General features: G+C 55.9%; 18 protein-coding genes and 3 tRNA genes. 9 read left to right on the forward strand and 12 right to left on the reverse strand.

From position 1 onward, the window contains the following. The 5 genes from miaA to nnr are packed head-to-tail and all read right to left on the reverse strand — an operon-like array spanning window position 1 to window position 6,551. Window positions 1-942, reverse strand: coding sequence for a tRNA (adenosine(37)-N6)-dimethylallyltransferase MiaA (miaA, locus tag ACX9GT_RS23035; protein ID WP_473188885.1), 942 nt, complete (start codon window positions 940-942; stop codon window positions 1-3). Next, window positions 935-2,809, reverse strand: a complete 1,875-nt coding sequence (gene mutL, locus ACX9GT_RS23040; RefSeq protein ID WP_473188886.1) for a DNA mismatch repair endonuclease MutL — start codon at window positions 2,807-2,809, stop codon at window positions 935-937. The genes miaA and mutL overlap by 8 nt, the downstream gene beginning before the upstream one ends. A gap of 29 nt (window positions 2,810-2,838) precedes the next feature. Further along, a complete protein-coding gene (amiB, locus tag ACX9GT_RS23045) occupies window positions 2,839-4,548 on the reverse strand; it encodes an N-acetylmuramoyl-L-alanine amidase AmiB (protein WP_473188887.1) in 1,710 nt (569 codons plus the stop codon). A gap of 7 nt (window positions 4,549-4,555) precedes the next feature. Further along, window positions 4,556-5,026, reverse strand: a complete 471-nt coding sequence (tsaE, locus tag ACX9GT_RS23050; RefSeq protein WP_473188888.1) for a tRNA (adenosine(37)-N6)-threonylcarbamoyltransferase complex ATPase subunit type 1 TsaE — start codon at window positions 5,024-5,026, stop codon at window positions 4,556-4,558. Window positions 5,027-5,036: 10 nt separating this feature from the next. Beyond that, the gene (gene nnr, locus ACX9GT_RS23055; protein WP_473188889.1) at window positions 5,037-6,551 is read right to left on the reverse strand and encodes a bifunctional ADP-dependent NAD(P)H-hydrate dehydratase/NAD(P)H-hydrate epimerase; all 1,515 of its coding nucleotides are present in this window, start codon (window positions 6,549-6,551) and stop codon (window positions 5,037-5,039) included. Between nnr and queG the strand changes: the two genes are divergently transcribed. Further along, window positions 6,550-7,689 carry a tRNA epoxyqueuosine(34) reductase QueG gene (gene queG, locus ACX9GT_RS23060; RefSeq protein ID WP_473188890.1) on the forward strand — a complete coding sequence of 380 codons (1,140 nt, stop codon included), beginning with the start codon at window positions 6,550-6,552 and terminating at the stop codon, window positions 7,687-7,689. The two genes, nnr and queG, sit on opposite strands and share 2 nt — an antisense overlap. Before the next feature lie 299 nt (window positions 7,690-7,988). Here queG and ACX9GT_RS23065 read toward each other — a convergent pair. The 4 genes from ACX9GT_RS23065 to orn form a co-directional block, all read right to left on the reverse strand. Further along, window positions 7,989-8,064: transfer RNA gene (locus tag ACX9GT_RS23065), tRNA-Gly, on the reverse strand. A gap of 55 nt (window positions 8,065-8,119) precedes the next feature. Further along, window positions 8,120-8,195, reverse strand: a tRNA-Gly gene (locus ACX9GT_RS23070). Window positions 8,196-8,259: 64 nt separating this feature from the next. Then, window positions 8,260-8,335 (reverse strand) — tRNA-Gly (locus ACX9GT_RS23075). A gap of 183 nt (window positions 8,336-8,518) precedes the next feature. Next, complete coding sequence (gene orn, locus ACX9GT_RS23080; RefSeq protein ID WP_473188891.1) at window positions 8,519-9,064, reverse strand: oligoribonuclease; 546 nt, start codon at window positions 9,062-9,064, stop codon at window positions 8,519-8,521. Window positions 9,065-9,219: 155 nt separating this feature from the next. Between orn and rsgA the strand changes: the two genes are divergently transcribed. The 3 genes from rsgA (at window position 9,220) to mscM (ending at window position 14,661) form a co-directional block, all read left to right on the forward strand. Beyond that, on the forward strand, window positions 9,220-10,269 hold the full coding sequence (rsgA, locus tag ACX9GT_RS23085; RefSeq protein ID WP_473188892.1) for a small ribosomal subunit biogenesis GTPase RsgA: 1,050 nt from the start codon (window positions 9,220-9,222) through the stop codon (window positions 10,267-10,269). A gap of 131 nt (window positions 10,270-10,400) precedes the next feature. Further along, a complete protein-coding gene (asd, locus tag ACX9GT_RS23090; protein WP_473188893.1) occupies window positions 10,401-11,288 on the forward strand; it encodes an archaetidylserine decarboxylase in 888 nt (295 codons plus the stop codon). 19 nt (window positions 11,289-11,307) lie between these two features. Beyond that, entirely contained in the window at window positions 11,308-14,661 is a 3,354-nt protein-coding gene (gene mscM, locus ACX9GT_RS23095) for a miniconductance mechanosensitive channel MscM (protein ID WP_473191676.1), read from the forward strand. Window positions 14,662-14,710: 49 nt separating this feature from the next. Here the strand turns inward: mscM and epmA are convergent, their stop codons facing one another. Then, on the reverse strand, window positions 14,711-15,688 hold the full coding sequence (epmA, locus tag ACX9GT_RS23100) for an elongation factor P--(R)-beta-lysine ligase (RefSeq protein ID WP_473188894.1): 978 nt from the start codon (window positions 15,686-15,688) through the stop codon (window positions 14,711-14,713). 384 nt (window positions 15,689-16,072) lie between these two features. Between epmA and frdA the strand changes: the two genes are divergently transcribed. The 5 genes from frdA (at window position 16,073) to blc (ending at window position 19,997) form a co-directional block, all read left to right on the forward strand. Then, window positions 16,073-17,869 carry a fumarate reductase (quinol) flavoprotein subunit gene (gene frdA, locus ACX9GT_RS23105; protein ID WP_473188895.1) on the forward strand — a complete coding sequence of 599 codons (1,797 nt, stop codon included), beginning with the start codon at window positions 16,073-16,075 and terminating at the stop codon, window positions 17,867-17,869. Beyond that, window positions 17,862-18,596, forward strand: coding sequence for a succinate dehydrogenase/fumarate reductase iron-sulfur subunit (locus tag ACX9GT_RS23110; protein WP_473188896.1), 735 nt, complete (start codon window positions 17,862-17,864; stop codon window positions 18,594-18,596). Before frdA ends, ACX9GT_RS23110 begins: the two co-directional genes overlap by 8 nt. Window positions 18,597-18,612: 16 nt before the next feature. Next, complete coding sequence (gene frdC, locus ACX9GT_RS23115; RefSeq protein WP_473188897.1) at window positions 18,613-19,005, forward strand: fumarate reductase subunit FrdC; 393 nt, start codon at window positions 18,613-18,615, stop codon at window positions 19,003-19,005. Window positions 19,006-19,017: 12 nt separating this feature from the next. Continuing rightward, the gene (gene frdD, locus ACX9GT_RS23120) at window positions 19,018-19,377 is read left to right on the forward strand and encodes a fumarate reductase subunit FrdD (protein WP_473188898.1); all 360 of its coding nucleotides are present in this window, start codon (window positions 19,018-19,020) and stop codon (window positions 19,375-19,377) included. An 86-nt stretch (window positions 19,378-19,463) separates the two neighbouring features. Then, window positions 19,464-19,997: an outer membrane lipoprotein Blc gene (gene blc / locus ACX9GT_RS23125; protein WP_473188899.1), complete on the forward strand. Its 534-nt coding sequence runs from the start codon at window positions 19,464-19,466 to the stop codon at window positions 19,995-19,997. On the opposite strand, the gene sugE is transcribed toward blc, so the two are convergent. Next, entirely contained in the window at window positions 19,991-20,308 is a 318-nt protein-coding gene (sugE, locus tag ACX9GT_RS23130; RefSeq protein ID WP_459400967.1) for a quaternary ammonium compound efflux SMR transporter SugE, read from the reverse strand. The genes blc and sugE overlap by 7 nt on opposite strands. Before the next feature lie 195 nt (window positions 20,309-20,503). Then, window positions 20,504-21,070, reverse strand: a complete 567-nt coding sequence (gene efp / locus ACX9GT_RS23135; RefSeq protein WP_473188900.1) for an elongation factor P — start codon at window positions 21,068-21,070, stop codon at window positions 20,504-20,506. Between the last annotated feature and the right edge of the window lie 12 nt (window positions 21,071-21,082).

The raw sequence follows: 21,082 nt of genomic DNA on the forward strand, positions 1-21,082 counted from the left end.
CTATGCACTAACAACCTGAATTACCGAGTCCAAAGCCTCTCCCGGCTTTTCACTGTCCAACCAATGAACCGACTCCCAACCCCGTAACCAGGTCATTTGGCGCTTGGCCAACTGACGTGTTGCGCAAACACCTCGAAAAACCATTTCATCGTAACTAATTTCACCAGATAAATATGACCACATCTGGCGATAACCGACACAGCGAATGGAAGGCAAATCCGTATGCAAATCACCCCGTGCAAAAAGTGCACGCGCTTCCGTCTCAAAACCTGCCGCCAACATTTGCTCGAAACGCAGCGCAATGCGTTGATGTAACAACTCACGGCTGACTGGCGCTATCGCAAATTGGTGAACATGATAAGGCAACGATTCACCCGAAATTTTTGTCAGTTCCGTTAAAGTTTTACCCGAAATAAAAAAAACTTCCAGTGCTCTGGAAAGTCTCTGCGGATCATTAGGATGAATTCGCAAAGCGGCAACCGGATCAATCTGCTGCAACTGGCGGTGCAATGCTTCCCAGCCCTGTTCCAAAGCCTGCTGTTCAATACGCTCACGCACCGCCGGATCGGCAGACGGCAGCGGCGATAATCCTTCCAACAGCGCCTTGAAATAGAGCATGGTGCCGCCCACCAGCAACGGGATACGCCCGGCAGCGGTGATTTCAGTCATCTCTTTCAGCGCATCAGCGCGAAAATCCGCAGCAGAGTAGGCTTCGGCAGGGTCACGAATATCGATCAACCGATGCGGTGCCTGCGCCAGCTCTTCCGCCGTCGGCTTGGCGGTGCCGATATCCATACCACGGTAAACCAGCGCAGAGTCCACGCTGATCAGTTCCACCGGCAAGCGCTCGCGCAGCGCCATAGCCAGCGCGGTCTTGCCCGAGGCCGTCGGCCCCATGATAAAAATGGCCGGAGGGCGATGTGTCATTTCAGTTTCAGTCATGCTTAAGGGCTGCCAGTGCAGCCTGTAAATCAACAGGTTGTAAAAAACCGGCAGGTGGGGATTTGACCAACTGCGGGCAAAGTCGTTCAACGTCGGTCAACAATTGTATCGCTTGCGAGCTGTTCCACTGTTCATGCTCACTGCCTAAATGGCGGGCAATCCAGGTGGCCAGCACGGTTGGCGACATCTCTTGATGTTCGGCCAGATAGCCTAACAGCTCAGGGATCAGTTTTTGTAAATTTTGTTGCCGTAACGGTAAAGGAACTGCGCGCAAGGTCACACGCCCATGATCGGATTGCAGTTCCAACCCCATTTTCACCAACAAAGCCTGATGCTGCACACAGGCCGCTGCTTCATCTTTATTCAGCGTCAGTTTGATTGGGATCAGCAGCGGCTGTGGCCGTAACCCCTCTTCCGGCGGGCAAAGCTGTGCCTGACGCAACCAACGTTCGGCAATGGTCAGATTGAGTAACGCCAATTGCTGGCGTTGTTCAACCAGTGCATAGCTTGGAGGGTAAATCATCAACACGCGGCCAAAACCGTACTGGCTACCGGCTAGTGGTGCTTCCTGTTCGGCTTTAACGGGTGGGAACAGAGGCTGCTTGGCCACCTCCGGCGCTGTTTCCGTGGCCGTTGCGGCCTGCAACAGCTTGCCGTACAGCTCACCTTCACGCCTCTGGTAACCGGGCCCGGCTTGATAAGGCTGTACGGGCGCACGCTCGCGGGCAACGGAAGGGGTGGCAGACTGCTGTTCACGCTGCGGAGCGGGTTGTGAAAAATGGTTACCACCGGCCGAGACGCGGTTTTCCGGCTGCCACGCGGGAACCTCCTGCGCACTTTGCTGTTCTGCCAGCGGCAATGGCACGTTACCGGCCTGCTGCAACACGGTGGTAACCGCCTGATAGATAAAATCATGCACCAGCCGCGCCTGATGGAAACGCACCTCGTGTTTTGCCGGATGGACGTTCACATCCACCTGATGCGGATCCACTTCCAGATAAAGCACATAGGCCGGTTGCTGATCGTCTTTCAACTGATCCTGATACGCCTGGCGGATGGCGTGATTGATCAGGCGATCGCGCATCATCCGGCTGTTGACGTAGCAATATTGCATTTCGCCCAGTTGGCGTGCGCCTTCAGGATCGGCCACCCAACCGCGAATGGTGAGATCGCCATGCTGCCAGGAGATTGTCAGCGCATGCTGCAAAAAGGCCGGGCCGCAGATACTGGCCAAGCGGCGCTCATGCTGGCTCTCCTCTTTGGCTGCGCGATACTGGCGCATCAGCTTGCCGTTGTGATTCAGGTTGATTGCCACATCGAAACGCGCCAGCGCAATGCGCCGCACCACTTCATCAATATGGCCGAATTCGGTTTTTTCCGTGCGCATGAATTTGCGCCGCGCCGGAGTGTTGTAAAACAGATCGAGCACTTCCACCGTGCTGCCTACCGGATGGGCGGCGGGTTTGACCGTCACGGCCTGCTCGCGCCCTTCAGCATAGGCCTGCCAAGCCTCATTCTGTTCTTCAGTACGGGAGGTGAGCGTCAGACGTGAAACCGAGCTGATACTGGCCAGCGCTTCGCCGCGAAAGCCCAGGCTGACAATCGCTTCCAAATCGTCGAGAGTGCTGATTTTACTGGTGGCATGACGGGCCAGCGCCAGGGCGAGATCGGCTTTGCCAATCCCACAGCCGTTATCGCGAATGCGGATCAGCTTGGCACCACCGCGCTCGATATCAATATCAATCCGCGTCGCGCCCGCATCCAGGCTGTTTTCTACCAGCTCCTTCACTACCGACGCAGGCCGCTCGACCACTTCTCCGGCGGCAATCTGGTTGGCAAGCTGTGGCGGTAACACCTGGATAGGCATGCGAATCCCTCTGTTTTATGGTATCAAGCCTACGGAATGATCAAGTTCCGATCGAGCGGCGCGACGTCCGACTTTAATTTATTCACACTTTTCAGTTCGCTGACGCTGACACCATAACGCGCAGCAATGGATGACAAGGTATCACCGCGCGTCACTTTGTGCCTGGTCGGTTTGTTCGCTTTAGCTTTGGCCGGAGCCGCTGCATTGGCCCCCGCTGGCACCTTCAAGCGCTGCCCCACCCAGACCCCGTCTTTCTTCAGGTTGTTGAGCGTGCGCAGCGCTGCCATGCTGGTGCCGTAACTGTCGGCAATGCCGGAAAGCGTTTCCGCCGGTTTCACCACGTGGACCTGCGTTTTACCGCGACTGGCGCTGCGTTGGTTACCGACAACCGGCTCCGGTTGCCGCAAATCTTTTACCGTGGAGTTAACCGCCGCTGCGACCTGCAGAGGACGGTTTTCGACCTTTGGGTCGGCTTGTAGCGGATGCGCCAGGAAATAACTGCGCAAGCCATTGTGGATCGCCTGTGCAATTTTATCCTGATACGCGCTACTGCCCAGCAGTCGCTCCTCCGTGCTATTACTGATAAACCCGGTTTCCACCAGCAGCGATGGAATATCCGGTGAACGCAGCACTCCCAGGCTGGCGTGTTCCGGACGGCGTTTGTGCAGTGAACCGACGCGCTGTAACTGCTGCAATACCTTCACCGCCACGTCGTAGCCAACGCGTTGCGAATGACCAAACTGCAGATCCAGCACCGCCTGGCTCAGATAAGGATCGGCCTGGCTGTTGGCCAGCAGATCGCCCGCGCCACCCAGCAATTCGGACTGTTTCTCGTGTTGTTCCAGCCAACCGGCCATCTCGCTGTTAGCGCGGCGGTTAGACAGCACCCACACCGAAGCGCCATTGGCACTGCGGTTAGGCGCAGCATCCGCATGAATCGAAACCAGCACGTTAGCGCCCTGTTTACGCGCCACATCGGAGCGACCCATCACCGAAATAAAATAATCGCCGCTGCGCGTCAGCACCGGTTTGAACATTGGATCGGCATCCAGCAAGGCTCGCAGACGATGCGCAATCGCAATGGTCACGTTCTTCTCTTTCAGGCCGTTTGGCCCGATGGCCCCAGGATCCTGCCCACCGTGCCCGGCATCAATTGCCACCACGACCCGATCGCCGGAACCGGTAGAAACCCGGCTGCTGCGCGGCGTAATTTCCGTCGCGGTACCGGATACTGCGGCTGATTGATTGTTAAACGGGCTGGAACCGATCGGTGCCACCGGCGTTTTACGCACTGGCTCGCTGGCTACCGGTGCTTTACGCACGCTACTGACGTTCGGATTGCCTTCGGCGGTAATGGTGAATACCACGGTATAGGTGCTGCCGTTCTGGCGCGTCACCGCACGGGTTTTTGCTCGTTGGGTCAAATCAAACACCAACCGCACGCTTTGGGCATCTTTCGGTGTACTGGAACGAATGCTCTTCACCAGATTATGACCGCTGAAGTTCAGCGGCAGGCCGCCCACTTTGCCGCTTTGCTTCACGTCCAGAACGACGCGATCCGGCCCACGTACCGTGGAAAACGCATAGTCCGGTGGGCCGGTGAAGCTCACCGATACCGTAGCTTCACGCTGGGCGTTAGTGACGTTGATATCGGATAACGACGAGGCTGCCTGTGCGCCAAACGGCCCCAGCAGCGCGAGCAGGGCGATAACGGTGAATCTTTTCAACACATACATCATGAAAGCGTCATCCCTGTTGCCCGTCAATACGGTCTAAAAGTTCGGCGCCATAGGCGGAAACCGCCTGAATCTGTGCCTGTCGGCCTTCATCATGGTAACTGAGATGCAGTTCCAGATCGGGATCGGGCAACACACCGGTCCCCTGCTGCGGCCATTCCACCAGGCAAATGGCATCCTGCGCAAAATAGTCGCGGATGCCCATAAATTCGAGTTCTTCTGGATCGGCTAACCGATACAGATCAAAGTGATATACCGCCAGTGGCTGCAACGCATAAGGCTCGACCAGCGTGTAAGTCGGGCTTTTCACGTTGCCCTGATGGCCCAGCGCCTGTAGAAAACCGCGGCTGAAGGTGGTTTTACCGGCACCCAAATCACCATAAAGATAAATAACGCTGGCACGATCGCAGGCCTTAGCCAAAGCGGTGCCCAATGCGACAGTCGCTGCCTCATCCGGCAGAGGTAAAACGAGTTCTTTCATTCGATAATATCTATTTTGCCAACTCAGGATTAACGTAATGGGGGATTATCGGCAGCAGATCGGTTGCCAACAATCCTCTTGTTCCTTGCTTTTCTGCCACGCCATCTGCGGCGGCACCGTGTACCACACAGCCCGCGCAGGCAGCATCATACAACGGGAGTTTTTGTGCCAGCAAACCACCGATAATGCCCGACAGCACATCTCCCATGCCGCCAGACGCCATGCCGGCGTTACCGACGTCGGCGATCGCCATTTCACCCTGCTGCCCGGCAATCAGCGTACCGGCTCCTTTCAACACCGCCACCCCACCGTATTGCGCCACCAGCTTGCGCACCGCAAGTAAGCGGTCACTCTCAATATCTGCGGTATGGCAATTCAATAAGCGTGCCGCTTCGCCAGGATGGGGGGTAATCACACGATTCTGACGCTTCTCAGGATGTAATGCCAGTAAGTTAAGCGCATCCGCATCCCATAGCGCCGGTTTATCACTGGTTTGCAGCAGTTTCAACGCATTCTTGCCCCAATCACTCTGGCCAAGCCCTGGGCCGATCACCACCACATCGGCCCATTCGAGCGCCTGTTGCAGTACATCGTCACTCAGGCGTTGCACCATCAGTTCCGGGCACGCGGTCAACAGCGGCCCGACATGCTCAATGTGAGTAAGCACTCGCACCAAACCGGCACCGCTACGCAGCGCCGCTTCTGCCGCCATACGTATGGCACCACCAAAACCGTGATCGCCGCCAATCAGCAACAAACGGCCATGATCGCCTTTGTGGGAACATGGCCGACGCGGCTTCAGCCACTGCCCGAGATCTTTAGCGGTAATCCGCTGAATCTGTGGCGGTTGCTTTGCCAGCCAGTCGCTCAACCCTAGCGTACTGTGATGAAGTTGCCCAACCCAATCACGCGCTTGCCCGGTGAGCAAACCCGGTTTAAGGGCGATGAAAGTCAAGGTATGGGCGGCACGAATGACGGCCCCCGGTGTGGCACCGCTTTCGGCCAGCAGGCCAGAAGGGATATCCAACGCAATAACCGGCGCATTGGCACGGTTAGCGGCTTCAATCAGCGCATCATACGGGGCGCGAGGCGCAGCACCTAGCCCGGTGCCAAGCAGGCCATCGATAATCAGATCGCACTCTTCCGGCCAACGGCTGTTGGCAGGCAGGATTTCACCGCCGCTTTCCAGCCAGGCTTGCCGTGCGCTAGCAGCCTCCGGCGGCAATGGGCGCGAGCCTTCGCAGGCAATGAGCGTCACTTTAACACCATCGGCCACCGCCAGACGGGCAACCACATAACCATCACCGCCGTTGTTGCCATGGCCACACAGCACCAGCCAGTGGCTGCTGGTGGGATAATGGTCACGCGCCAGCGCATAGGCGGCAGAACCAGCACGCAGCATCAACTGGTAGAGAGAAATACCGAGCGCAGCCGCAGCAACGGATTCCGCCTGGCGGATCCAATCCGCAGACCAGACCGAGTGTGGTAAACTATCGCTGTATGGTTTCTCACTATGGCTCGTCATGACACACCCTCTCGATCTCCATCAACTCGCCCAACATATCAAGCAATGGGGGCAATCGCTAGGATTCCAGCAGGTTGGCATCTGTGATACCGATCTGAGTGCGGAAGAACCGAAGTTGCAGGCGTGGCTGGACAAACAGTATCACGGTGAAATGGCCTGGATGGCGCGCCACGGCATGCTGCGCGCGCGGCCGCATGAGCTGTTGCCCGGCACGTTACGCGTGATCAGCGTACGAATGAACTATCTGCCCGCCAAGGCCGCCTTTGCCAGCACGCTGCAAAATACCCAGCTCGGTTATGTCAGCCGTTACGCGCTGGGCCGTGATTATCACAAGCTATTGCGCCAACGGTTAAAAAAGCTCGGCGAACAGATTCAGGCTTATTGTGGTGAACTGAATTTCCGGCCATTTGTTGATTCGGCACCGGTGATGGAACGTGCGTTGGCATCTAAAGCCGGGATCGGCTGGGTTGGTAAACACTCACTTATTCTTAATCGCGAAGCCGGTTCCTGGTTCTTCCTGGGTGAATTGCTGATCGATTTACCGTTGCCGGTCGATCAACCGCAAGAAGAGCAGTGCGGCCGCTGCGTAGCCTGCATCACTACCTGCCCGACTGGCGCTATTGTTGCGCCCTATACCGTCGATGCCCGGCGCTGTATTTCTTACCTGACTATCGAACTGGAAGGGGCTATTCCAGAAGAGTTCCGCTCTCTGATGGGCAACCGTATCTATGGCTGCGATGATTGCCAGTTGATCTGCCCATGGAATCGTTTTTCACAGTTAACCGATGAAGACGATTTCAGCCCGCGCGCTGTGCTACACGCGCCGCAACTGCTCGATCTGTTCGGCTGGAGCGAAGAGAGGTTTCTGCGTATCACCGAAGGTTCCGCTATTCGGCGCATTGGCCACTTGCGCTGGCTGCGCAATATCGCCGTCGCCCTTGGCAACGCCCCTTATCAGGATCAGATCGTTATCGCACTGCGTGCCCGCCAAGGTGAAGACGCGATGCTGGATGAACATATCGTCTGGGCGTTGGCACAGCAGCTTGCACGGCGTGAAGCGTTGGGGGTGGAAGTGCAAAGCCCGCAGAAAAAACGTTTGATTCGTGCAGTAGAAAAAGGATTACCGAGGGATGCGTAAAATCTATCATTCCGCCACCCAGAGTCACCCTGTGGATTTGTGCATAAAAATAAAAACACGTTGTCTTTCAACCGCAACAAAAAGAGCAAGTGATCGGGATAACGTTTTATAAGAAATAAATAGTTAAATTTATCAATAAGATAAATATTTCGTTTGTGTGACGTTGATTTTTTGCACCGCAGATATTATGTACACAAATTGTGGATAACTCTGTTCACAACATTGCGTCAGAAGATGAATAACTGTTGAGAAACCGCGCCGGGAGCGGCGTGGAACTGGATTTTATCTGGAGAGAAAATTGGAGCGGGAAACGAGACTCGAACTCGCGACCCCGACCTTGGCAAGGTCGTGCTCTACCAACTGAGCTATTCCCGCATTGAGATGCTTTTGGCATCCGGCCAACCAATAACAGCATGGCCTTTGAAATTTTTGGAGCGGGAAACGAGACTCGAACTCGCGACCCCGACCTTGGCAAGGTCGTGCTCTACCAACTGAGCTATTCCCGCGTCGCATGGGTACTACTTTTACCGTTTTTTATTCATCATGCCGCATCAGCAGCATTGTTGAATTTGGAGCGGGAAACGAGACTCGAACTCGCGACCCCGACCTTGGCAAGGTCGTGCTCTACCAACTGAGCTATTCCCGCCCGGCGTATCGATGGCTGAACTGAACGAAATTCTTCATCGGTACGGGGTGCGCATTATACGAGAAATCCTTTCTGCCGCAAGCCCCTGAAAGCAAAAAAACGGGAATTTTATTTGATTGCTGTTTTAAACGCCAAAGTGGCGAATTAAGCGCCAGAACGGCGCTCAGAGGCCATACCAACGATTTAAAGCTGAATAAAATGCTCACGGTAATAGGCCAACTCCGCGACCGATTCACGGATATCGTCCAGCGCCTGATGGGTACCCTGCTTCTTGAAACCCGGCAGAATTTCCGGCTTCCAGCGGCGCGCCAGCTCTTTTAACGTGCTGACATCAAGATAACGATAATGGAAGTAAGCTTCCAGCAGCGGCATATAGCGGAACAGAAAACGGCGATCCTGGCCAACGCTGTTGCCGCAGATAGGCGATTTGCCTGCTGGCACCCACTCCTGCAAGAACGCAATGGTGGCCAGTTCGGCAGCACGAGCATCAAACTTACTGGCTTTGACCCGCGCCACCAACCCGCTGCCGGTGTGGGTACGCACGTTCCAATCGTCCATCAGCGCAAGCTGTTCATCAGACTGGTGCACGGCGATCACCGGCCCTTCGGCGAGGATATTCAGATTGGCGTCAGTCACCAGCGTTGCGATCTCAATAATCCGATCGCGTTCAGGATCCAGCCCGGTCATCTCCAGATCGATCCAAATCAGGTTATTTTCGTTTCCTGTCATGATATTTCCTGCGTAAAAGCCGAAAGATAAACCAAGCGCGGGCAAACCCGCGGCCAGTGGCGGCTAACAACGGTTATTTAATATAAAATAGCGTGTATCATAGCCTTTTTGCTCGTCCCGAGCGATAAAAGCCGATTCGATTCAAGTGAGGCGCAGTGACTAAGAACAAACTGTCCAAAGGTCAACAACGCCGCGTGCAGGCGAACCATCAGCGCCGCCTTAAGCGCACTGACAATAAGCCGGAGCTGGATGATTCCCAACTGGGCGAACCGCAAGATGGGATCGTCATCAGCCGCTTCGGCATGCATGCCGACGTTGAAGCCGTAGATGGCAGCCAGCATCGTTGCAACATTCGCCGCACCCTGCGTTCGCTGGTGACCGGCGATCGTGTGGTCTGGCGCCCTGGCGTAGGTGCCCATGAAGGCGTCAAAGGTATCGTCGAAGCGGTACATGAGCGGACTTCGGTGCTGAACCGCCCTGATTTCTACGATGGCGTGAAGCCGATCGCTGCCAATATCGATCAGATCGTGATCGTATCGGCGATCTTGCCTGAACTTTCACTCAACATGATCGATCGCTATCTGGTGGCCTGTGAAACGCTGGAAGTCGAGCCGTTGATCGTGCTCAACAAGATCGATCTGCTGGACGCCGAAGCTCGCAAACGGGTCGATGGCATGATGGAAATCTACCGCCGCGTTGGTTACCGCGTTCTGGAAGTCTCCAGCCAGACTCGTGAAGGGATGGAAGCCTTTGAACAGGCACTGGTAGACCGCATCAGCATCTTTGCCGGGCAGTCCGGCGTCGGGAAATCCAGCCTGTTGAACGCCCTGTTGCCTGCAACAGAAAAGCAAATTCTGGTAAATGATGTTTCCGGCGTCTCCGGCCTCGGGCAACATACCACCACGGCAGCGCGGCTGTATCACTTCCAGCATGGCGGCGACGTGATCGACTCCCCAGGCGTGCGTGAATTCGGCCTGTGGCACTTGGAGCCGGAACAAATTACTCGTGCGTATGTCGAATTTCGTGACTACCTGGGCGGTTGCAAGTTCCGCGACTGCCGCCACGATACCGATCCCGGCTGTGCGATTCGCGCAGCGGTGGAAAGCGGTGCTATAGCGAAAGAACGTTTCGCTAACTACCATCGCATTCTGGAAAGCATGGCGCAGGTGAAAACCCGTAAAAACTTCCCAGAAGCGGAGATCTGAGCCAACTAAAACAGGCGTTACAGCGGCCTCACCGCCGTTAAAATGCGCGCCCTTTTACCCAATGGATTTCACGTTGCAGCCAGCGGCGCTGCTGCTTGAAAACCAAGGGGATACTCATTCAAGAGGTTAATGTGCTGAATAGCATAAAAATTAAACTACAGTATTGGCTGCCGAAACTGGCGCTGACCCGTCTCGCTGGCTGGGGTGCCGAAAAACAGGCCGGTTGGTTGACCCAATGGGTGATCAAAGCTTTTGCCCGCTATTACCGCGTGAATATGCAGGAAGCGCAGAATCCGGATCTGGCCTCCTATACAACGTTCAACGAATTTTTCGTGCGCCCGTTGCGCGAAGGCGCACGCCCAATCGTCGCTGAACCTCATGTGCTGGCTTTACCCGCCGATGGTGCCATCAGCCAGCTCGGCCCCATCCAGGACGATCTGATTTTCCAGGCCAAAGGCCATCATTACAGCCTGGAAGCGCTGCTGGCAGGCAACTATCTGCTGGCAGAGCAGTTCCGCAACGGCCTGTTTGCCACCACCTATCTGGCCCCGAGCGACTACCATCGTGTGCATATGCCGTGCGACGGCGTACTGCGCGAAATGATCTATGTACCGGGCGATCTGTTCTCAGTTAACCCGCTGACCGCCGCTAATGTGCCGAACCTGTTTGCCCGTAATGAGCGCGTTATTTGCCTGTTTGATACCGCCGTCGGCCCAATGGTGCAGATCCTGGTCGGAGCCACTATCGTTGGCAGCATCGAAACCGTTTGGGCAGGCACCGTCACGCCGCCGCGCGAAGGCATTATCAAACGCTGGACCTACCCGGCCGCAGGCCAGGAGGGCACCATTTCGCTGGTAAAAGGCGAAGAAATGGGCCGCTTCAAACTCGGTTCTACGGTGATCAACCTGTTCACGCCGGGCAGCGTACAATTCGCCCCGCAGTTGAACAATGGCGTCGTGACCCGTATGGGTACGGCCTTTGCTGAAATCGCCGCCGCGCCAGACGCTGCCGCACCGTAAATTTGAAGGAATTGACGCTGTGCGCCTGATTATCTCGTTATTGCTCAGTTTATTACTGATTCAACCGGCCCTGGCCGCCACCATTCCCAATGAATCACAGCTCCTACAGGATCTGAAACAGGCTGAGAGCAACAAAAACGCCCCCAATCAGGCGGAAACGGTTGAGGCGCTGCAAAGCGCTCTTAACTGGCTCGCTGAACGCAAACAGTCGAAGAATAATTCCGAACAATATCAGAAGGTCATAGACGGTTTCCCGAAAATGACCCAGGACTTGCGCCGTCAGTTGGCTCTTGAGGAAAGCAAGGTTCTGCCAAATGGCGACAATCTGCCAACCAGCGAGTTAGAACAACTGATCCTGCAAACCAGTAGTCAACTGCTGGAACAGGCGCGCCTGCTGCAACAGGAGCAGGATCGTTCACGCGAAATCAGTGATTCCCTCAGCCAGTTACCGCAGCAGCAGACCGAAGCCCGGCGTGCGCTGACGGAAGTGCAGCGTCGTCTGCAAGCACAAAGTAATAACCAGACTTCGCCCTTGATGCTGGCACAGTTGGCGCAGCTCCAGGCCGAATCGGCGGCACGCAAAGCCAAAGTGGATGAGTTGGAACTGGCACAGCTTTCGGCCAACAATCGGCAAGAACTGGCGCGGATGCGCGCTGAAGTGTACAAAACGCGCCATGATAAGACCGATGCCCAGTTACAGATACTGCGTAACAACCTGAACAGCCAACGCCAGCGCGAAGCCGAACGAGCGTTGGAAAAAACCGAACAGTTGGCGGAACAGAACGGCGATCTGCCAAAAAGCATCAACCAGCAATTGCAGATCAACCGCGAGCTTTCTACTGCACTGAACCAACAGGCGCAGCAGATGGATCTGATCTCCTCTCAGCAACGCCTGGCTGCCGCGCAAACTCTACAGGTGCGTCAAGCGCTGAGCACCATTATCGAGCAGGCACAATGGTTGGGAACCTCTTCCGCTCTGGGGGAAACCCTGCGGGCACAGGTCGCTACGCTGCCAGAAATGCCAAAGCCGCAGCAGTTGGACAACGTGATGGCCGAGCTACGCGTGCAGCGTCTGCGTTTCGAAAGCCAGTTGGAAAAGCTGCCGCAGCAGGCCAAAGAGCTTAAACAGGATGACGGCTCCGCGCTGACCAGCGCCCAGCAGCGCATTGTCGATGCGCAAATACGTACCCAGCGTGAACTGCTCAACTCGTTGCTTTCCGGCTGTGATACCCAAATCCTCGAGTTGACCAAGCTGAAAGTCGCCAATACCCAGTTGGTCGACGCACTGAACGAAATCCGCGAGGCCGCTCACCGCTATTTATTCTGGGTGCCAGACGTTAACCCGGTCACCCTGTCTTATCCGCTGACCGTTGCGCATGACCTGACGCGCATGCTGTCACTGGATACCCTGACGCAGCTCAGCGGTGCCTTCATGATGATGGTCACCAGCCGCGAAACACTGGTGCCAATCTTCGGCGCGCTGCTGCTGGTGATCTTCAGCATCAGTTCGCGCAAGCATTACCATGCCTTTCTGGCGCGGGCCAGTAGCCGGGTTGGCAAGGTGACACAGGATGAATTCTACCTGACGTTGCGCACCGTCTTCTGGTCGATCCTGGTGGCATTACCCCTGCCGGTTTTGTGGGCCGCATTAGGTTTTGGTTTGCAAAACGCCTGGCCGTATCCGGTAGCCGTAGCGATCGGTGATGGCGTCACCGCCACGCTGCCGGTGCTGTGGATCTGCATGATCAGCGCCGCCTTTGCCCACCCGCAGGGGCTGTTCATTGTACATTTCCGCTGGCCTGCGCAGCAGGTTTCGCGCGCCATGCGCTATTACACAATGTCGATCTGGCTGATCGTGCCGCTGATTATGGCGCTGATCACCTTCGATAATCTCGACGATCGCGAGTTTTCCAATACCCTTGGCCGCCTGTGTTTCATCCTGCTGTGCCTGGCACTGAGCCTGGTTACCAACAGCCTGAAACGCGCCGGTATCCCGCTGTATCTCGATAAAAACGGCTCCGGCGAGAATCTGGTCAATACCGCGCTGTGGGGCCTACTGCTGTCCGCCCCGCTGGTTGCCGCACTGGCGTCCACCGTCGGTTACCTGACCACCTCGCAGAAACTGCTGGCCCGGCTGGAAACTTCGGTCGCCATCTGGTTCCTGCTGTTGGTGGTGTACCACATTATCCGCCGCTGGATGCTAATTCAGCGCCGCCGCATTGCCTTTGACCGTGCCAAACAGCGCCGCGCGGATATTCTGGCCCAGCGCGCCAAGGGCGAAGAAGAAACCTCGCATACCCCCAATAGCACTGAAGGATCGATGGAGGTGGATGATACCGAGATCGATCTTGATGTGATCAGCGCGCAGTCTCTGCGGCTGGTTCGTTCGATCCTGACGATGATCGCGCTGGTTTCGGTGATCTTCCTGTGGTCCGAGATCCATTCCGCCTTCGGTTTCCTGGAAAACATTACGCTGTGGGATGTCACCTCAACGGTGAACGGGGTTGATACCGCCCAGCCGATCACCATGGGTGCGCTGCTGATCGCCATTCTGGTGTTGATCGTCACCATGCAGTTGGTGCGTAACCTGCCCGCGCTGCTGGAATTGGCAGTGTTACAGCATCTGGATCTGACGCCGGGCACCGGCTATGCCATTACTACCATTACCAAATATCTGTTGCTGCTGTTTGGCGCGATCCTCAGTTTTTCCTGGATCGGCATTGAATGGTCGAAGCTGCAATGGGTAGTGACCGCACTCAGCGTGGGGTTGGGCTTCGGGATGCAGGAGATCTTCTCCAACTTTATCTCTGGCCTGATCATTCTGTTTGAGAAGCCGATCCGCATCGGCGATACGGTGACGATCCGCAACCTCACCGGTAGCGTCACCAAGATCAATACCCGCGCCACCACTATTTCGGATTGGGATCGCAAAGAGATCATCGTGCCTAACAAGGCATTTATCACCGAGCAGTTTATCAACTGGTCGTTGTCGGATACGCTGACCCGCGTGGTGCTCACCGTACCGGCACCGGCAGAAGCCAACAGTGAAGAAGTGACCCGGATCCTGACCAACGCGGCCGAGCGCTGCGCGCTAGTGCTGGATACTCCGACGCCGGAAGTGTATCTGGTCGATCTACAGCAAGGGATTCAGATCTTCGAACTGCGCATTTACGCCGCCGAAATGGGCCACCGTATGCCACTGCGCCATGAGATCCACCAGTTGATTCTGGCCGGTTACCGCGAACATGGCATTACTCTGCCGTATCCACCGTTCCAGGTACGCAGCGAAACGCTGTCGCGTCTGACCAATAACAGCCGCACAGCCCCTTCCACCGCTACGCCAAACAATCGCCGCGAGTCGGGCGGGTTATAAATGCAAAAGGGTTTGGCCAGTGCCAAACCCTTTTTGTCTTACAAAACGCTTAAGCCCGATCAACCGGGAATGCGATCACGTCACTCAGGCTTTCAGCCCCCAGCGCCAGCATCACCAGACGATCAACCCCCAGCGCGACCCCGGCACACTCCGGCATCCCATGCTGCAACGCATCCAGCAGGTTGTTATCAATCGGCTGCTGCGGCAAACCACGCGCTGCGCGTTTACGGTTATCCTGTTCAAAACGCTGGCGCTGCTCGTTGCCGTCGGTCAGTTCACGGAAGCCGTTCGCCAGCTCAATGCCTTTGTAATAGACCTCAAAACGCTCCGCCACCCGGTGATCTTCCGTGCTGATTTCCGCCAGTGAAGCCTGAGAAGCCGGGAAATGGTAAACAAACGCAGGCTTGTCACGGCCGATATGCGGCTCGACGCCCACGCTAAACAGCAGTTGCAAAAGGGTATCGCGATCTTCTTCGGTATCAGCAATATTGCTCAGATCGAGCTTGGCTGCCGCTTCACGTAGCTGCGGTTTTTCCGCAGACAGCGGATCGAGATCCAAATGGCGTAAAAACGCCTGCTGGTAGGACAGGGTTTCGGCGCTGTCGCAATCCAGCACCTGCTGCAACAGATCGTCCACCTCATTCATCAGGCGGTACATGTCGTAATGCAGCCGATACCATTCCAGCATGGTAAATTCAGGATTGTGATGCCGCCCGGCCTCTTCATTGCGGAAGCTGCGCCCTAATTGGTAAATCGGGCCGCTACCGGCCGCCAGCAGGCGCTTCATGTGGTATTCCGGGCTGGTCATCATGTACAGCGTCAAGCCATCTGCTGCCCCTGGGCCGACGAAACGCGTCTGGAACGGGAACAGGTGAATGTCGGTGACCGTCGCCTGACTCATCGCCGGTGTTTCCACCTCCAACACGCCACGATCGGCAAAGAAACGCCGGATCTCAGCCAGGATCGCGGCGCGTTTCAACAAATTGCCGATGGGAGCACTTGGTTGCCAGCTTGCCGTTTCGCTCATGATCATTACTCCGAAATCAAACAGGGGATGCAGTCTACTCGCAGACCGCTATGCAAACAAATTCTTCACCGCCGTGCTTCGTCTTTTAAAATCATAAAAAATAGAGTCGCCATATAAACCACCGCTAATGAGGTAAATAAGAGTCAAAGGGCTGCCAACCCCTTATTTTTACAGGAATGCCTCTCGCCCAGCAGTTAAAAGGCAAAACAATCGATCACATCAAATTTCTACTACTTAACTTTAGGTATAGTAATACCCCTATATTCGCTAGGAGTTATCTATCCTTAGTGTTCAGTCAAATAACCGGCTCACCCGAGAGCTTTATAAATATTAAGTATAGATATTTTCATTTTGTCGTTTTAACAAGACTACTGGAGGAATGCAGTGCAAACCTTTAACGCCGACCTAGCCATTATTGGCGCAGGGGGAGCCGGTTTACGGGCAGCAATCGCCGCCGCGGAAGCCAATCCCCAACTCAAAATCGCGCTGATATCTAAAGTTTACCCGATGCGCAGCCATACGGTGGCCGCCGAAGGGGGCTCCGCCGCCGTCACTCAGGCTCACGACAGCTACGACTATCACTTCCAAGACACCGTTGCCGGTGGCGACTGGCTGTGCGAGCAGGACGTGGTCGATCACTTCGTCCACAGTTGCCCGCGTGAAATGGCCCAGCTCGAGCTATGGGGCTGCCCGTGGAGCCGCAAACCGGACGGTTCCGTTAACGTGCGCCGCTTTGGCGGCATGAAGATCGAACGCACCTGGTTTGCTGCCGATAAAACCGGCTTCCATATGCTGCACACCCTGTTCCAGACCTCGCTGAAATATCCGCAGATCCAGCGTTTCGACGAGCACTTTGTGCTGGACGTTCTGGTGGACGATGGTCAGGCACGTGGCCTGATCGCGATGAACATGATGGAAGGCACCCGCGTGCAGATCCGCGCCAACGCGGTGATTATGGCAACCGGCGGTGCAGGCCGCGTTTACCGTTATAACACCAACGGCGGCATTGTGACCGGCGATGGGATGGGGATGGCATTCCACCACGGCGTACCGTTGCGCGACATGGAGTTTGTGCAGTATCACCCCACCGGCCTGCCGGGCTCTGGCATCCTGATGACCGAAGGCTGCCGCGGCGAAGGCGGTATTCTGGTCAACAAAGACGGTTACCGTTATCTGCAAGATTACGGCATGGGCCCGGAAACCCCGCTGGGCGAGCCGAGAAACAAATATATGGAACTGGGCCCGCGTGACAAAGTGTCACAGGCTTTCTGGCATGAATGGCGTGCTGGCCGTACGGTTCCTACGCCGCGCGGTGACGTGGTGTATCTGGATCTGCGCCACTTGGGCGAGAAGAAGCTGCTGGAACGCCTGCCGTTTATCTGCGAACTGTCCAAAGCCTACGTGGGCGTCGACCCGGTCAAAGATCCCATCCCGGTACGCCCAACCGCGCACTACACCATGGGCGGTATCGAAACCGATCAGAACTGCGAAACCCGCATTAAAGGGCTGTTTGCGGTGGGTGAATGTTCGTCCGTCGGCCTGCACGGCGCGAACCGTTTGGGTTCCAACTCGCTGGCAGAACTGGTGGTCTTCGGCCGTGTGGCTGGTGAACACGCCGCGCGCCGCGCGCTGGAAAGTGGCCCGACTAACGGCAGCGCACTGGATGCACAGGGCCGTGACGTGGAAACCCGCCTCAGCAACCTGATGAAGCAGGAAGGCAACGAGAATTGGGCGAAGATCCGCGACGAGATGGGCCTGTCGATGGAAGAAGGCTGCGGTATCTACCGTACGCCAGAGCTGATGCAGAAAACCATCGATAAGCTGGCTGAGCTGAAAGAGCGCTTCAAGCGCGTCAAAATCACCGACACCACCAACGTGTTCAACACCGATCTGCTGTACACCATTGAACTGGGTCACGGACTGGACGTTGCCGAATGTATGGCGCACTCCGCTTTCAACCGCAAAGAATCGCGCGGCGCGCACCAACGCTTAGACGAAGGTTGCACCGAGCGTGACGACGTGAACTTCCTGAAACATACGCTGGCGTTCCACAACCCGCAGGGTGCGCCTCGCCTGGAGTATAGCGACGTGAAAATCACCAAGCTGCCACCGGCCAAACGTGTTTACGGCGCAGAAGCCGATGCACAGGAGAAAAAGGATAAGGAGCAGGCGAATGGCTGAGATGAAAACCCTGAAAATCGAAGTGATGCGCTACAACCCGGAACGCGACGCTGAGCCGCATTTCGAGACCTACAGCGTGCCTTACGATGAGCAGACTTCGCTGCTGGATGCCTTGGGTTATATCAAAGATAACCTGGCACCCGATCTGTCCTACCGCTGGTCGTGCCGTATGGCCATCTGCGGTTCATGCGGCATGATGGTCAACAGCGTGCCGAAGCTGGCCTGTAAAACCTTCCTGCGTGAATACACCGCAGGCATGAAGGTTGAAGCGCTGGGCAACTTCCCGATCGAGCGCGATCTGGTGGTCGACATGACCCACTTTATCGAAAGCCTGGAAGCGATTAAGCCTTACATCATCGGTAACGAACGTAAACTGGAAGATGGCCCGAGCCTGCAAACCCCGGCACAGATGGCGAAATACCATCAGTTCTCCGGCTGCATCAACTGTGGCCTGTGCTATGCCGCTTGCCCACAGTTCGGCCTCAACCCGGAATTTATCGGCCCGGCGGCGATCACGCTGGCACACCGTTACAACCTGGATACCCGCGATCACGGCAAGAAACAGCGTATGCCGCAGCTCAACGGCCAGAACGGTGTCTGGACCTGTACGTTTGTTGGCTACTGCTCTGAAGTCTGCCCGAAACACGTCGACCCGGCCGCTGCGATCCAGCAGGGCAAGGTGGAAAGTGCCAAAGACTTCATGATCGCAATGCTGAAACCGCAATAAGGGAGAGGAGACAGCAATGACCACACAACGTAAGCCTTATGTGCGTACCATGACATCAACCTGGTGGCAAAAGCTCGGTTTTTACCGTTTCTACATGCTGCGTGAAGGCACATCGGTGCCCGCCACCTGGTTCAGCATCGTGCTGATCTATGGCGTTTTTGCACTGAAAGGCGGCCCTGAGAGCTGGGCCGGTTTTGTCGGCTTCCTGCAAAACCCGCTGGTGCTGCTGATTAACATCATCACCCTGCTGGCTGCCGCGCTGCATACCAAAACCTGGTTCGATCTGGCGCCGAAAGCCGCCAATATCGTGGTAAACAGCGAAAAAATGGGGCCAGAGCCGATCGTTAAGGCACTGTGGGGCGTGACGATTGTCGTTACCCTGATCATTCTCGCCGTAGCCTTAATCTAACCCGGAGGAAACATGACTAATCTTGCACCTAAACGCTCTGATGAGCCGGTTTTCTGGGGATTATTTGGCGCAGGCGGCATGTGGGGGGCGATCGTCGCACCCGCTATCGTGCTGCTGGTCGGCATTATGCTGCCCCTTGGCCTGTTCCCCGGTGAAGCGCTGGGCTATGAGCGCGTGCTGGCGTTTTGCCAAAGCTGGATCGGCCGCCTGTTCCTGCTGCTGATGATTATTCTGCCGCTGTGGTGCGGGCTGCACCGTATCCACCATGCCATGCACGATCTGAAAATCCATGTACCGGCTGGTAAATGGGTGTTCTATGGCCTGGCGGCGATCCTGAGCGTCGTCACGCTTATCGGCGTTGTCACCCTGTAAAACTCCTGGCGGCCAGCCTCCGTTGGCCGCCATCCCCTGCCTATGGTATACCTCGTTTATCTTCTATTGATAAACAGGTGTTACCCATGCGTTTTTGGTCAAAACTTGGCGTGATGTTATCTGCCGTAATTTCCGTTGCTTGCAGCGTGGCCCCACCGAAAGACATCAAGATAGTGGACAACTTCGACAGCCAACGCTACCTCGGTACCTGGTATGAAATCGCCCGGCTGGATCACCGCTTTGAACGCGGCCTGGAACAGGTGACGGCCAATTACAGCCCGCGCGAAGGCGGCGGCCTGAAAGTGGTTAACCGGGGATTTAATGCGCAAAAGCAGCAATGGCAGGAGAGCGAAGGGAAAGCCTATTTTATCGGCTCGCCACAGGTTGCCTCGCTGAAAGTATCATTTTTCGGCCCGTTCTATGGCGGCTATAACGTGGTCGATCTGGATCCTGAATACCGCTATGCGCTGGTTGCTGGCCCGAACCGCGACTATCTGTGGATCCTGTCACGCACGCCAACGCTGGACGCCGCCACGCGCGACAGGTTAGTGCAGGTCGCCAAAGGCTACGGTTTTGATACCTCGGCCCTGGTTTGGGTAAAGCAACAAACCGCTCAATGACTGCTGAATTTCAGCCCTAAAATACCGGCGACGATCAAACATAGGCTGAGAATGCGCATGATATTGGTCGATTCGCCGAGCAACACCATGCCCATTACCGCTGCCCCAACCGCCCCAATGCCGGTCCACACCGCATAAGCGGTGCCGGCGGGCAGCGTTTTCATCGCATGAGCCAGCAGTACCATGCTGACCACCATGGCCGCGATAGTAATCAGGCTAGGGGTAAGACGGGTAAAACCGTGAGTATATTTCAGGCCAATCGCCCAGACGACCTCAAGCAGGCCAGCAAAAAGCAAAATGATCCACGCCATGAACAGGCTCCAGAACAGATGGGGTCGTCCCCAGGCAACAGATGCGCAGGTGGGTCGTCCCGCCTGGCCGAGTGAAGGCATAAATAATAACCGACATCACACCTGAAGGCGATGATGGGTTTATCGAAAAAGGTGCAAACAGGTAACAGGGGAAAGGCAGAGAAGCCACAGCCTGTGGCTTCTCTAAACAACGAATTATTTTACGCGTGAAACGTATTCGCCAGAGCGGGTGTCAACTTTGATCACTTCGCCAATCTGCACGAACAATGGCACTTTAACGACCGCGCCGGTGCTCAGGGTCGCTGGCTTGCCGCCGGTACCTGCGGTATCGCCTTTCAGGCCTGGATCGGTATCAGTCACTTCTGCTTCGATGAAGTTTGGCGGCTGCACGGCGATCGGGCGACCATCCCACAGGGTAACGATACATTCCGCATTATCCTGCAGCCATTTCGCCACATCGGATACGGTTTTTTCTTCAACCTGATGCTGCTCGAAAGTCTCAGGGTGCATGAAGTGGAAGAACTCACCGTCGTTGTACAGATAGTTCATGTTAGTATCTACAACGTCTGCGCCTTCACAGGAGTCAGTAGATTTAAAGGTCTTCTCAACGCGGCTGCCGGTCAGCAGACGGCGCATTTTTACGCGAGCAAAAGCCTGGCCTTTACCGGGTTTTACAAACTCGCTGGATTCGATAGCGTAAGGCTCGCCCTCGAACATGATTTTAAGACCCGGACGGAAATCGTTGCTAGAATAAGTCGCCATAACGGCCCTCTG

It is taken from the genome of Serratia sp. YWN4 (assembly GCF_055790845.1).